The 13,628-nt window shown below is 65.7% G+C and carries 9 protein-coding genes and 1 pseudogene; 2 read left to right on the forward strand and 8 right to left on the reverse strand.

All coding sequences use genetic code 11. The annotated features are described in order from the left end of the window. Window positions 1-177: 177 nt before the first annotated feature. The 4 genes from BMY19_RS28510 to BMY19_RS28525 form a co-directional block, all read right to left on the reverse strand. Window positions 178-1,782 carry an ABC transporter substrate-binding protein gene (locus BMY19_RS28510; RefSeq protein ID WP_100253714.1) on the reverse strand — a complete coding sequence of 535 codons (1,605 nt, stop codon included), beginning with the start codon at window positions 1,780-1,782 and terminating at the stop codon, window positions 178-180. A gap of 323 nt (window positions 1,783-2,105) precedes the next feature. After that, entirely contained in the window at window positions 2,106-2,471 is a 366-nt protein-coding gene (locus BMY19_RS28515) for a response regulator (protein WP_091928707.1), read from the reverse strand. Window positions 2,472-2,492: 21 nt separating this feature from the next. Continuing rightward, on the reverse strand, window positions 2,493-4,841 hold the full coding sequence (locus tag BMY19_RS28520; protein WP_280141652.1) for an HWE histidine kinase domain-containing protein: 2,349 nt from the start codon (window positions 4,839-4,841) through the stop codon (window positions 2,493-2,495). Window positions 4,842-5,252: 411 nt separating this feature from the next. Then, the gene (locus tag BMY19_RS28525; RefSeq protein ID WP_091684033.1) at window positions 5,253-5,840 is read right to left on the reverse strand and encodes a substrate binding domain-containing protein; all 588 of its coding nucleotides are present in this window, start codon (window positions 5,838-5,840) and stop codon (window positions 5,253-5,255) included. A 115-nt stretch (window positions 5,841-5,955) separates the two neighbouring features. Between BMY19_RS28525 and BMY19_RS28530 the strand changes: the two genes are divergently transcribed. Beyond that, entirely contained in the window at window positions 5,956-8,070 is a 2,115-nt protein-coding gene (locus tag BMY19_RS28530) for an ATP-binding protein (protein WP_091684035.1), read from the forward strand. Window positions 8,071-8,308: 238 nt separating this feature from the next. On the opposite strand, the gene BMY19_RS28535 is transcribed toward BMY19_RS28530, so the two are convergent. From BMY19_RS28535 to BMY19_RS28550, 4 genes are all read right to left on the reverse strand, one after another. Further along, on the reverse strand, window positions 8,309-8,794 hold the full coding sequence (locus BMY19_RS28535) for a response regulator (RefSeq protein WP_091684037.1): 486 nt from the start codon (window positions 8,792-8,794) through the stop codon (window positions 8,309-8,311). 343 nt (window positions 8,795-9,137) lie between these two features. Next, window positions 9,138-10,190, reverse strand: a complete 1,053-nt coding sequence (locus tag BMY19_RS28540; protein WP_244535053.1) for an HD-GYP domain-containing protein — start codon at window positions 10,188-10,190, stop codon at window positions 9,138-9,140. A gap of 59 nt (window positions 10,191-10,249) precedes the next feature. Then, on the reverse strand, window positions 10,250-10,597 hold the full coding sequence (locus BMY19_RS28545; protein WP_100253717.1) for a hypothetical protein: 348 nt from the start codon (window positions 10,595-10,597) through the stop codon (window positions 10,250-10,252). A 7-nt stretch (window positions 10,598-10,604) separates the two neighbouring features. After that, window positions 10,605-12,302: a methyl-accepting chemotaxis protein gene (locus BMY19_RS28550; RefSeq protein WP_244535056.1), complete on the reverse strand. Its 1,698-nt coding sequence runs from the start codon at window positions 12,300-12,302 to the stop codon at window positions 10,605-10,607. A gap of 626 nt (window positions 12,303-12,928) precedes the next feature. On the opposite strand from BMY19_RS28550, the pseudogene BMY19_RS28555 reads away from it, so the two are divergent. Next, window positions 12,929-13,306: pseudogene (locus BMY19_RS28555) on the forward strand (MucR family transcriptional regulator). Window positions 13,307-13,628 lie beyond the last annotated feature (322 nt).

Genomic DNA, 13,628 nt, shown 5'->3' on the forward strand with positions numbered 1-13,628 from the left:
CCGTCCATCTGCGCCGGCCTGATACCGTTTGCTCAGGGTAGAAACGCGACCTTCTGCTTTCGAGCCGCAAACGTAAGAAAGCGGACGCCCTTAGCCGTATCGCCAACGCTTCTGACAAGCACGAACACCAATCATCTATCCGGCGAGAACCGTGGCTTCGTCAAACTCGATAAGGCTTTAGGAGGCTCGCCGCACGTTCCAGAACACAGATAGGTGCTTGACCACGTCCTGTAGATCGTCCCGATAGGCAGTTCGGCTGAGATACTGCCCAAGGGGTAGGTAAGGCACCTCCTGCATCGCCAGCGCTTGGATGGCGTGGGCGATCTTCCTGCGACCGTCCTCGTCCGGCGCCTCGATCCAGGCCCCACGCATCGCCTCGATTTGCGGAAGATCGGGCCAGCCAAAGAAGCCCGTCTGCACGCCGCCGCAGCGCAGCACCTGCTCCACCGCCGGGTTCAGCATGTCGAAGCCGGACCAGTCGGTGCAGAAGATGTTCCAGCCGCCCTGGTCCGGAGGTGCCTTGTTGGCCCGGCGGGTGACCATGCTCCCCCAATCCGAGACGGCGTGCTGCACGTTCATGCCGATGCGCTTGAGCAGGTCATTCATCACATCGCCCATCGCGGCCAGCCGCGGTAGGTCGCCCGCCGCTAACAGGACGACACGCTCGCCCTTGTAACCGGCTGCGATCAGATCCCTCTTCGACCGCTCCAAATCGCGCGGACGCGTCAACGCCTCAAGACCCACATCGGACGCCATCGCCGTGTCGGGGGCGAACAGACCGACGCCGGTCCGGATCAGGTTCGGATCCGTGCCGTTGATCGCGGTCATGAAGTCCTCTTGCGAGAGTGCCTCCAGCAGCACACGGCGAACCGCAGGGTTGTCAAAGGGTGGGTGGAGGTGGTTCATCACCCCGGTGCCCATCGTCCCCAGCCGACCCGATAACGGCGTGACGATCCCGCGGTCGGCTCTCAGTGTCGGCAGCAGGTCGTTGATTGGGTTCTCCCACCAGTCGACCTCGCCGTTCTTGAGCGCGGCTGCGGCCGTGCTGGGATCGGGCATGGTCGTCCACTCGACCCGGTCGAAATGCACCCGCTTCGGCCCGGCCACTCCAGAGACCTCCCCGTTTGCACGTGGCACGTAGTCCGGGTTGCGGTCATAGACGACGCGGGCGCCGATGATGCGCTCGCGGGCGTTGAACCGGAACGGGCCCGAACCGACGACCTCGGGAAGCTGCTGCTTGGGATCGAGGACAGCCAGCCGCTCGGGCAGGATCAGGAGCGCCGGGGGGCCGAGCTTCGACAAGGTCGCCAGCATCAGACCGTAGGGCCGGTTGAGGCGGATGGTGAAGCTGCGATCGTCGAGGGCTTCCATCGCGTCGGTGCGTGCCAACAGCAATTGGCCCAGGTTGTCGCGAGGGGCCCACCGCCGGATCGAGGCGACGCAGTCGCGCCCGCGCACCGGCTCGCCGTCGTGGAACTTGAGACCCTCCCGCAGGCGGAAGGTCCAGCGCTTCCCGTCATCCTCCACCGTGTGGCCCTCGACCATCTGCGGCTGGGGCCTGAGATCGCCGTCGATTGCGAAAAGCTGGTCAAACACCAGCAACGCGTGGTTGCGCGTGACGTAGGCACTCGTCGTGAGGGGGTCGAGGATCGTGACATCCGCCTGTGGCACGAAGCGCAGGGTCCGCTGGCGGGCATTTTGCGCGAGCGCGGGTCTGGCAGGGAGGAACGAGGCGGCGCCTGCCGCGGCGGCGGCCCTCAAAAAAAAGCTTCGACGCAGCATGGGTTGAGGCCTCGACAGATGCGCTGGAAGCGGCCCGCCCTCCTAGCCTAGCGGCGGCACATCGCGTGGCGCACGCTACCATGCTGAATTGGCTTAGGCTGCACCCCGTTAACTTACGCCGGTTTGAACATCGGCCGCTTTGTCTGCTTTGCGAATGCCCGAGCGACGCTCTGGACGTCCGGGAGGGGTCGGGTGCGGTACACCCGCTTGGGGTGGAAAGCGGGCAGTCTGGTTCCGGAGGCTCAGAACAGAGAAGCGGCCATCGCCATCGCGCGCTTGGCCGTCCTTTCCCTGCGAACTGGAAGGTCTGCCGTTCGGATCAATCAGGCCGCGAACTGCCGCAGCGCCCGGGTCACCTCGTCCCGCTTGTACGGCTTGGAGAAGAACACGCCGCGCACCGGGAGATCCTCGGGCGTGGGACGGTGCTTGCCCGAGATGATGATCAGTTCGATGGGCGGCCAGCGGTCACGGATCATGGCCGCGAGCTTCATCCCGTCGACGCCGCCGGGCATGTCGATGTCCGTGAACACCACCCGGATGTCGGGGCGGTTCTCCAGGATGCGCACCGCCTCGTCGGCGCTGCGAGCCTCGACCACGTCGAACCCCGCCATCTCGACGAGATCGACCGCCATCATGCGCTGAAGGGGCTCGTCCTCGACCACGAGGATCACGGCGGAGGCCGCTGGCATCGCTTTTCCCATGACGGCTTCCTAGGACTGATGGATCTGCGCGAGCGGCGCGCGCATCTCGGCCCGGAAACCGGTGGGCTGGTAGCGTAGGTCGACGTCGCCCGTCCCGACCAAGCCGAGGCGGATCAGTCGCGAGCCGAAGCCGCGTCTGGCGGGTTCCTTTACGGGCGGCCCACCGCTCTCCTCCCAGTCGAGCACTAGGTCACCTTCATCGCTATCGCCATCGACGCGCCAGCTGACCCCGACGTGGCCCTCGTCGTTGGAGAGAGCCCCGTACTTCGTCGCGTTAGTCGCGAGTTCGTGCAGCAGAAGAGAGACAGATAGGGTCGCGCGCGGCCCAAGCGAGACCTGTGGCCCAGAAACCTTGAGCCGTGTGGTTTGGGCGAAGGTGCGCAGAACCGCGCTGGCGACCGCGTCCAGGGGGGCCGCCGTCCATTCCTGCTGCAGCAGGACGTCGTGCGCCGCCGAGAGCGCGTGGATGCGCTGCTCGAACGCCTCGACTGGTTCTCGGTCGGGCACCGTCTTCAGGGTCTGGGTCGCGATGGAGAGGACCATGGCCAGCATGTTCTTCATGCGGTGGCTCAGTTCCTGGTTGAGCACTCTCTGCTGCTCCTCCGCCTCCAGGCGACCGATGGCGGCCCGGGTGCGGTCGGCGACGTTGCGCAGGAAAGCCTGCTCCTCGGCCGTCCAAGCGTGCGGTTCGGCCTTCAAGGCGAAGAAAAGGGTGACGAACTGCCCGTGCTCCATCAGCGGGATATTGGCGATGGACCGGACGCCGACGGCGGCCAGGGCGTCGCTGCCGCCGGCCGTGCGCGGATCGTCCGTCGCGTCGGCGATGAACACGGCCCGGCCCGCCTTGAGGTCGTCGACGTAAGACCCGTAGCTCCGGAAAGGGTACACGCCGTTCAGGCGATCGACGCCCTCCGCGACGTGGTCGTCGGCGATGGTGACGGTGTCGCGCACATGGTCGACATCGCCGTACCCCACGTGGCTGAGCCCTAGCGTCCGCGCCAGGATGTCCGCCGCGACCGGAGCGACATCCGCCTTGGCGGTGACGTGGCGCAGCCGGTCGCCGAGTTCGATCAGGGCGTTGCGGCGTTCCTCGGCTTGCTTGCGCTCGGTGATGTCGATGAACATTACGGCGAGGCGCTGATCCGCCTCCTTATGGCCGTGTGCCTCGAAGGTGCGGTTCAGGGCGGGCACGGCGACCTCGAACGTCGCGGGCTCGCCGGTGTCGACCACGCCCGCGTAGATGTCGATCAGCCATTGCGGGATGGTCGGGATCACTTCGCGGATGGTCCTGCCCACGGTTTGGTTCGCCGGTAGGCTCGACTGGATCTCGAAGGCGGGATTGACCTCCAGGAAGCGCACATCGACCGCGTGACCCTCGTCGTCCCGCAGGATCTCGGCGGAGAAGAACCCCTCGTGCATGCTGGTGAACAGACTCCGCCAGCGGTCCTCGCTCGCCGTGGCGGCGCGCTCGGCATCCTTCTGGACCGTGATGTCCCGTGAGACCGAGAGCAGCTTCTCGGGGACGCCTTGCGCGTCGAGGATCGGCGTGACCTGGACATCCCACCAGCGCGGGTTACCGGCCATGGTGCTAGCCCCGCCCTGGAAGCGGCCGACGCCTCCTGCCTTGGCCGCCACGACGGCAGCCTTGGCGTCCGCGTTGCCCTGGCCCTGCCAGAAGTCCGGCCAAGGGCAGCCGCGAATGGCGTTGAAGTCGCCGACCTCCATCACGCGCTTGCCACCCTCGCTCATGAACGTGAGGCGCGTATCCAGGTCGAGGACCTTGATGCAGTCGGCGGACGAGGCGAGCACGCTGCGCATGAACGCGGCCTCCTCACGCCTCTCCCTGAGGGCGCGCCGCAGTTCGAGCTGCGTCATCACCTGATGCGCGAGGACGCGCAGGGTCTGCTGCTGGACGGCGGTGAGATCGCGCGGCTCGTAGTCGAGCACGCAAACGGTGCCGATGGCATGGCCCTCGGCGGTCTTCAGGAGCGCCCCGGCGTAGAACTTCAGATGGGGCTCGCCGGCGACCAGCGGATTGCACGCGAAGCGCGTGTCGCGGGTGGCGTCCGGGACGAGGAGGAACTCCTCTTCCAGGATCGCGCAGGCGCAGAACGAGCTGTCGAGCGGCGTCTCGCGCACGCCGAGGCCGACTTCCGCCTTGAAGAACTGGCGGCCCTCGCCGATCAGGTTCACGACCGCGATGGGCGTGCCGCAGACCGCCGAAGCGAGTGCGGCGATCTCGTCGAACCCCGGTTCACGCGGCGTGTCGAGGATCTGGTAGCGGTGAAGGGCCGCCAAGCGGGCGTCCTCGGCGTCGAGGCCAGCGACAGCCACGGGCGACTTTACTGGTTCAATCATGAACGAGGTCGCTGCCGATCTGCGTGCCCGAACTCACTGTCAACCTGTGTAGCGGTAGGAAGTGTGCGTTCTGGAATGGGGAGATTTTCTGAGGGTTGTGGAGGGGCATCGGCGACAGGCGGTGTCGAGTGACATGCCCTTTACCACAGGAGCTTCGATTGCGCATGAGACGATTGCGCGAGGGCTGAGCGGCCCACAGGACACCGGTCCTCGTACGAGCGGTTCGGGCCGGTCGACCGGGGCCAAAGCCGATACCGTGCAGCGTCCGACCCATGACCGCTTTCGGGCAGCTTAGAAGGCTGTCCGCGCTTCTGAGTTGGGTCGGGTGCGGTACACCCGCTCGGGGTGGTTTCCCGACCATCCGCTTCCGAATGGTCGATGTATAGAAGCAGACCTACCCACGGCGACCATTTACTTCCCCACTGAACTTTTGAGCAGCTTGTCCCGAGGTGTTGGGGAATGAAACATACCTCCTAGGAAAGCCGGGAAGGCGTTCGTATTCTGGTTGCCGTGTCGGCTCTCCGGCCACAACGCCGTGACGACGGAACGCTCGACAGAAAACTTCCGCAGGACAGGCATCAGCGCACCTCGCTCGACGTGGAACGCGACGACATACGACAGCGAGATGCCGATGCCGCCGACCACGAGGATGGCCGCGACCGCATCGCTGAAGTCTGCGACGCCGCCGGCGTTCGGCGTGAGATCAACCGCGCGGCCGCCGATCTGGAACGGCCAGCGCAAAGCCTGGCCCGCACTCTGGAAGCGGAAATTCACGCAGTCGTGGTGGATGTGGTCGTCCGGATGCTGCGGTGTCCCGCGCTGCTCCAGGTAGATTTGGGACGCGAAAGCGCAGAGCCGATGCGGCGCGAGACGCCGGGAGAGCAAGCGGGAGCCGGACAGTTCGCCCACGCGGATCGCCACGTCAATGCCCTCCTCGATGAGGTCGGCGACGCGGTCCCTACGGCGCTGGTCGACAAATAGTTTGGGGTGGCGCTTCACGGATTGCAGCCCCGGCGGTGTGCAAGGCTGGTCAGGAACCTTCCTCGGGGTAAACGCACTTGGATTAGCCACGAGAGGCGCCGCGGCCGCGGTAAACGGAAGAGAAGCATCCTTCGTGTCGGGGGACGAACTGAAGACCCTCTCCCGTGGGGAGCTCGAGGCCGAGATCCTGCGTCTGCGCGGGTCCGAGGCCGCCATCCGTCAGAGGGAGGAGCGTTTCCGGACGATCCTGGAGACGGTCGATGCGGCCTTCGCCATCGTCGAGGTCAAGTTCGACGCCGAGGACCGGCCGGTCGACTACCGCTTCGTAGAGGCCAACCCTGCCTTCGAGCGCGAGTCGGGCGTCAACCTTCGCGGCAAGTGGGTAACCGAGTTCGCCCCTGACCTGGAGCCCTTCTGGTTCGAGACTTACGGGCGGGTCGCCAAGGCCCGGGAACCCGCGAACTTCGAGAGCTATGCTGAGGCGTTCTCGCGCTGGTTCGACGTGCGCGCTGTTCCCGTCGGTGACCCTGCGGACCGGCAGATTGCCATCATCTTCAACAACGTGACCGCCCGACGCGAGGCCGAAGAGCGCCTGCGCGCCAGCGAGGCGCTCGCACGGGCTAACATCGAGCGCGTGCAACTCGCCCTGGCCGCTGGCGCGATCATCGGCACGTGGCACTGGGACCTACCGTCCGACCGGTTCACGGTCGACGAAGCCTTCGCCCGAAGCTTCGGGCTCGATCCAGCGCTCGGCCGCGAGGGCATCCCGCTGGCGCAGATCGTAGCCACCGTACATCCTGACGACCAAGCGGGTTTGGCGGAAGCGATCAACGAGGCCGTCGGCCGTGGCGGCGCCTATGCGCACCAGTACCGGGTGCGCCGGTTGGACGGGCGCTACTACTGGATCGAAGCCAATGGCCGGGTCGACCACGCGCCGGACGGCACGCCCCTGAGCTTTCCCGGCGTGCTCCTCGACGTCGAGGAGCGTCGTGTTGTCGAACAGGAGCGGGACCGGGCCATCACCCAGTTGCGCGCCCTCACCGAAACTCTCGAGCAGCGCGTCGGCGAGCGCACGGCCGAGCTGATGAACGCTGAGGAGCAACTCCGCCAATCGCAGAAGATGGAGGCGGTCGGGCAACTCACGGGAGGGCTTGCCCACGACTTCAACAACCTGCTGGCCGGCATCTCCGGCAGCTTGGAGTTGATGGGCACCCGTATCGAGCAGGGGCGCCTCAAGGACGTCGACAAGTATATGGCCGCCGCGCAGGGGGCGACGAAGCGGGCGGCGGCGCTGACCCACCGCCTGCTGGCCTTCTCGCGTCGGCAGACGCTCGCGCCGAAAGGCACCGACGTGAACGCCCTGGTCGATGGCATGCTCGACCTGATCCGGCGGACGGTCGGGCCGAGCGTTCAGCTTGAGACGGCCGGACCCACGGACCTATGGCCGGCTCTGGTCGACCCGTCCCAGCTCGAGAACGCGCTGCTGAACCTCTGCATCAACGGCCGCGACGCGATGCCGGACGGGGGGCGCATCGTCATCGAGACCGGCAACCGTCGGATCACTCCCCGAGTCGCCGAGCGACAGGATATGCCGGCCGGTGAGTACCTGTCGCTGAGCGTCTCGGACACCGGCACCGGCATGCCCCCGGAAGTGGTGGCGAAGGCGTTCGACCCATTCTTCACGACCAAGCCGCTCGGCCAGGGGACCGGCCTTGGCCTGTCGATGATCTACGGCTTCGTCAAGCAGTCCGGCGGGCAGGTCCGCATCCACTCGAACGAGGGGCAGGGCACAACGGTCACGGTCTACCTCCCGCGCCACAGGGGCAAGGCTGAGCGTGACGAGGCCCTGCCGGAGGAAGGATCCCCGGCATTGGCACAGGCCGGCGAGACCGTCCTTGTGGTGGACGACGAGCCCAGCGTGCGCATGCTGGTGACGGACGTGCTGAGCGACCTCGGCTACACCGCCGTGGAGGCTGCGGATGGGGCGGGCGGTCTTAAGGTGCTCCAGTCCGACGCCCGTATTGACTTGCTCGTCACCGATGTGGGCCTGCCCAATGGCTTGAACGGCCGTCAGATGGCCGACGCCGCTCGGGTCTCGCGGCCCGGCCTCAAGGTTCTGTTCATCACCGGCTACGCCGAGAGCACGCTGCTGACGGACGGCCAGATGGAACCGGGGATGGCCGTCCTGACCAAGCCGTTCGCCGTCGATGCGCTGGCATCGCGCATCCGCGATTTGATCGCGAATTGACGGTAACCTGACACCCCTGTCGAAGGACTGGCGCACGGCTGCTTTGCAGAGCCGCCGGTTGTGGTTCGGACGACAGCAATGGGTCGGTCACGGGAGGACCCCTCTGGGTAGATTTCAGTCAGCTTAGGTTCTGAAAGTCGTCAAAGAGGATATCGCCGTCCCGCCCACTCGCCGCCCGCACCGACATTGTGGCAGCCAAGCCGAATGTGTTCAGACTTAGCCGGCCTGACGGCCGGGGCTACGTTTGGTCCGGCTCGGTCGTGGGAGCGGCGACAACGCCCATCCCGCTGCCCATCTCCGTCCCGGTATGGGGCGGCACGCCGCTCGGGAGCACGGGAGCGCCTGAGGGCTCGTCCTGTACCTGTGCGAGGCCAGCTTCCACCTCATGGATGAGGTCTGCAAAGTCGTAGGGCTTGCTGAGCAGTCGCGTGCCCGGCGGCAACTCCTCTCGGAGATCTGATCCAGCTCCCGAGGTGACGATAATGCCGACAGTGGGCCAACGGTGATGAACGAGGTGGGCAAGGGCAACACCATCGCCCACGATGCCGCGTCCAGTGATCAGCATGCTCACAGGCATCGGTCCTTCGAGAACCACCAGCGCCTCGGCCGCTGTGCGGACCTCTATGGTCTGGAAGCCGACGTCTTCCAGCATGTCGGCCGTGACCATACGGACGACCTCATCAGCCTCCGCGATGAGGATGGCTAAAGGCCTGCTGTTAGCCAAAACCGTGCTCCGTATGATCAGGCCGGGAGCGCTCACCGCTCTCAGGCACTGACGGCCGGGTCCGAAGCCAGTGATGATCCCTTATGCGCTATTTATTCGCCCAGGGCGATGACCGTGGTTTGTGGCGGCTCGTCACCTACGGGCGTACCCTGGCAAGGCCGCCTTCCCCGAACGGACGTCGCCGGGCTGTCGATGAATGGCGGCTTTCGGGAAGCGTCAATGCCGATCTGTACGGCCCGAGTGGGTCGGTCGCGGAATGACCGGAAAGGGTGGAAAGCCGGCGGTCCGCTCTGGAACAGCAAGCGCATCGGAGCGGACGTCGCGGTCCCACCCAATTCCGACCCTAAGCCGCAGCAGTGCCGGTCGGATCAAACGTGGTCATCACTGGGCGGAACGCCGTGACCAGATCAGGGTCGAGCCGGCCTGTCATAGACTGCACGATCCCGTAGGCCTGCCTTCCCGGCATCGGTGCCCGGTACGGCCGCCGCTCGATCAGCGCGCCGTAAATGTCGCAGATCGTTACCAGCCGGACGAGGTCCGAGATCTCAGGTGCCCGCAGCCCGTCCGGGTAGCCGGAGCCATCGAGCATCTCGTGATGCGAGCGGACCACCTGCAGCATCTCCCGCGAGAAGCCGCTATCCACCAGCATGTCGTAGCCCAGCGCCGCGTGCGTCCGCATCACCGTCATCTCTTCGTCGGTGAGCCGCCCGGGCTTGTTCAGGATCGCGGTCGAGATCCGGGTTTTGCCGACGTCGTGCAGCAGCGCCGCCTTGGTCAGGCGGTAGCTGTCCAGATCGGCAAACCCGAGCTTCGCCGCGAACGCGGCAGCGAGACCTGTAACGATCAGGCAGTGCCGGTGCGTGGCCTCGTCGAAGCGCTGTACCGCCCCGATCCACTCGCGGAGGCCACAATGCTGCACGGCTCGGGCGATCAGGCCGGTGCCGGTGCTCGCGAGCTCGGGCGTGATTAGCTGGCTGGAGAAGAAGGTCTGGTCGAAGAATTGCCGGGCCTCGTCCGCCATTCGGGCAGCGACGGCGGAGCCACCGACCTCCAGAAGCCGGTCGATCCGAGCCAGCAGGCGCTCAAGCATGGTCAGGGCCGGGAGGATGTCGGTGGGAGCGAGGAGTCGCACCTGGGCCTCAGCGCGAGCGGCGTTACCGTGGGTCAGGAACAGGAAAGGGGCGCCGGCCGCGCGCAGCGGCTCTAGCATCCGCTGCAGGCGCGCGATCGCCTCGGAGGTAAGCTGAGCGACGTCGCCGACGATCAGATCCGGCTGCACCGACGGCAGGCTGTCATCGTACAGGTCCTGGACGGTACAGCGCCGGGTCGGGCCGAGGGAACGCGCGAGGCGACCGGTTCGGGCCAGGTCGTCGGAGATCAACAACAGCCTGCCCAAGCCGGCCTCCATCTGATGCTGGGGCCGGTCTTACGTCCGGCCCGAAGTCGTGAGCGCAGTCAGAGGGTCGCTCGGTACCGCTGCGCTAGGCCGGCGAGGCCGTGCACGGTGTGAGCGAAGCTCTGCGCCGTGTTGGCGAGGCTCTCGGTCTTGATGACGAAGTCTCGCAGGGCTTCACGCATGTCCGGATCCCGGAGACCGAGCTTGATCAACGTGAGATCCAGATCCTCGATCGCGCGTTCCAAGGCGCAAGTCAGTTCGAGCAGCCTGTCGCCACCTGCTTGGATGTGAGGGGCTCGGGGGCCGAGATCCGCGCCACGTTCGTGCGCGGCGGCTAAGTCCGCGTGCAGTCGGTCGAACTGGTGCGTGCCGTGAGGCCGGACCGGGAGGGCGAGGATCTCGACCATAGCCATCTCAGGCGGCGCGGACGGTGGCGAGGAAGCGGGCGACCTCGGCGCCGAGATGCTCGGATTGCCGCGACAGCTCCGAGGCCGCCGACAGGACCTGCGAGGCCGCCGCCCCCGTCTCCTCCGAGGCCTGCGCCACGCCGGCGATGTTGCCCGTCACTTCGTTCGTCCCCGCCGAGGCCTGGGCCACGTTGCGCACGATCTCCTGTGTCGCCGCGCCCTGCTCCTCGACGGCCGCCGCGATCGAAGTCGCCACGCTGTCGATCTCCCGGATCCGCCCGGTGATCCCGCCGATCGCCGTCACCGCCTGCGCGGTCACCCCCTGGACCTCGCCGATCTGACGGCTGATCTCTTCCGTCGTCTTGGCAGTCTGGTCGGCGAGCGCCTTCACCTCGGTGGCCACGACCGCGAAACCCCGACCCGCGGCACCCGCCCGCGCCGCCTCGATCGTGGCGTTGAGCGCCAGCAGGTTGGTCTGGGCGGCGATCCCCGAGATCATCCCGACCATGTCGCCGATCCGCGCGGCGTTCTGGCTGAGCGCCTGGACGAGGTGGGCGGTCTGGTCGGCCTCGCCGACCGCGGCCTGGGCGAGGTGGGCCGAGCCGGTCACCTGCCGGCCGATCTCCTGCACGGAGGAGCCGAGCTCCTCGGCGGCGGCCGCGACCGTGTTGACGTTGGTGGACGCCTCCTCGGCGGCCGCGGCCACGCTGGTCGATTGCGCAGCGGTCTCCTCGGCGGTGGCGGTCATCTGCTGGGCGGTGGCCTGAAGCTCGGTGGCCGAGGACGAGACCAGGCCGACGATGCCGCCGACGGCGCGCTCGAAGCCGTCGGCGAGCTCGATCATGGTGCGCTTGCGCTCGGCAGCCGCGGCCGCGTCGGCGCGGCGTTTCACCTCGGCCTCCTCGGCGGCCTTGCGGGCGACCATGGCCTTGATGCCCTCGACCGCCTGGCCGACGGCGCCGATCTCGTCGCCGCGGGTGGCCTCGCGGATCTCGGCATCGACCTCGCCGTGGGCCATCCGCTGCAGCACCCCCACCAGGCTGCCCAGCGGGCGGGTGATGCCGAAGATCACGATCAGGGCGGACAGCAGCGAGGCGCCGACGAGGCCGGCCGCGGAGGCGCCGATCAGCACGATCCTGGCGGTGCTCACCGCCTGCTCGGCATCGTCGCGCGCCTGCCGCAGCTCGGCGTTGAGGACATCGACCCGTTCCTGCACGAACTCGCGCATCTTTTTGCGCGAAGCCGCAGCGTCGATCAGGAGAGCCTTGGTCGCGCCGTCGTTGTCGTTCTTCAGGCCGAGAGCGGTTGCCCGATCCTGCGCGGCATAGAACTCCTCCAGGATGGTCTTGAGCGTCTGATTGGCGGCTCTGCGCTCTGGTGTGTCGGCCAAGGAGATCAGGGTTTCGGTGGCCTCTTTAGTAGCCTTCAACGTGGCGTCGTAGCGAGCCTTGTAGGCGGCCATCTCCGCCTCACGGGTCTCTAGGATGAGATTGCGTGACTGAATGGCGAGTTCGTTGACATGGGATCGCAGGCTCAGGATCCTTTCGAGCCGAACAGCTTGCAGGTCGACGATCGTGCGGGTTTGCTTGGCAAGTGCGTCGAGGCATGTAATCGCATAGACCATCAATCCCGCGGCAATGATCGCCATCAAGGCGAGCGGCACGATGGCCTTGATGATGATTTTCGAACTGCGCAGCATGGATATGCCCTAGACCGACTAATCCCGATCAGATCATATGATCCGCCGCATATTACTAAAAATCTAACGTTTTCAAATTTTAAGATTGTCGATTCCTAGGAATGATTTATTCGGAGTCGATCTTATATTGAGTGCATTTGAATCCGTGCGCGCGTCGGGTCTCGAACATTTTCGAAGAACGTCGGGCATATTCACGCTCCGGACTCGGGTGGGAAATCATCCGGATATGACAGATCGATCTCGCGCGCCGCCGCTTCCCGGCAGTCGGCCGGGATAAAGCTGGTGCGACCCATGACGCCCCAGAAAGCACTCGAAGCCCCCCCGCGCTCGCGACATGCGCGCTACGGCACCCTGCGTTGGACAGCAATCATCGCAATGTCATCCAAGCGACAATCTTCGTGGCCCTCAGCACTCTTTCGTCTGCAATTTCAAGCGATAGTATGTGTGAAAGATCATGACCTCATCTTAAATGATTGTATTTTGAATAATCTCACTATTCATGGATGAAGTTTAACATTCGAATCGCTTCTCCCGCGCGTATAGTCAATTCACGACGCGAACGTATGGGAGTGAACATACCGATGGATACTGACGCAGTCTTTGCAGGAAACAGCCACCTCGATTGCGGCGAGATGAACGCTAACTTAGTGGCGGCGTATGTGTCGCACAATCGCGTCGCAGCCTTGGAGGTGCCTGCACTGATTACGGCGATGGCTGCGGCCTTCACCGGCCTTCAAACTTCCGATCAGTCGGCCGTGTCGGGAAGCAGAAGGGTTACACCGGCCCAGATCCGAGCGTCGATTAGGCACGAGGCGTAAATCAGCTTCGAGGACGGCAAGCCGTACAAGACGATCAAGCGGCATCTGACGGCGTGTGGCCTGACGCTGGAAACGTACCGAGCTAAGTGGTGCCTGCCAAGCGACTACCCGATGGTGGCCCCTGCCTACGGGGCCGAACGGTCCAGGATCGCCAAAAGCTTGGCTATGGGTCGACCTCGGATCGTCCGCTAATCGGAAGCGCTCGACGGCCCCGGGGCGACTGGGTTGGGTCGATAGGGGGCCGTCCTGTGTGGATGGCTCCCGCATTGCAAGTGGCGAATTGAGCTTCTGACGCGTTGGTCGGGTGCAGTCTTGTGTCCGGCCTGTTGATGCAGTCGTTCATGTTGACTGCTGGCCCTGATGGTATCCGTGAGCTGGGTCCCACTCTGCTTTGCGGGCTATGACGCCCTGGACAGCCGGCGGGGTGTCCCGGCTCCCGGTCTGACCGGTTCGCCATCAACTCTCATCGTCCTCGCAACCTGGAAACGTCTCCTCTACGTGCTGTCAGGCGGCC

The sequence above is a fragment of the Methylobacterium sp. UNC300MFChir4.1 genome, from assembly GCF_900110155.1.
Classification (GTDB): domain Bacteria; phylum Pseudomonadota; class Alphaproteobacteria; order Rhizobiales; family Beijerinckiaceae; genus Methylobacterium.

Coding starts and splice junctions, on each gene's coding strand:
- BMY19_RS28510 (WP_100253714.1), bottom strand. CDS start 1,782: ATGCTGCGTCGAAGCTTTTTTTTGAGGGCCGCCGCCGCGGCAGGCGCC.
- BMY19_RS28515 (WP_091928707.1), bottom strand. CDS start 2,471: ATGCCAGCGGCCTCCGCCGTGATCCTCGTGGTCGAGGACGAGCCCCTT.
- BMY19_RS28520 (WP_280141652.1), bottom strand. CDS start 4,841: ATGATTGAACCAGTAAAGTCGCCCGTGGCTGTCGCTGGCCTCGACGCC.
- BMY19_RS28545 (WP_100253717.1), bottom strand. CDS start 10,597: ATGGTCGAGATCCTCGCCCTCCCGGTCCGGCCTCACGGCACGCACCAG.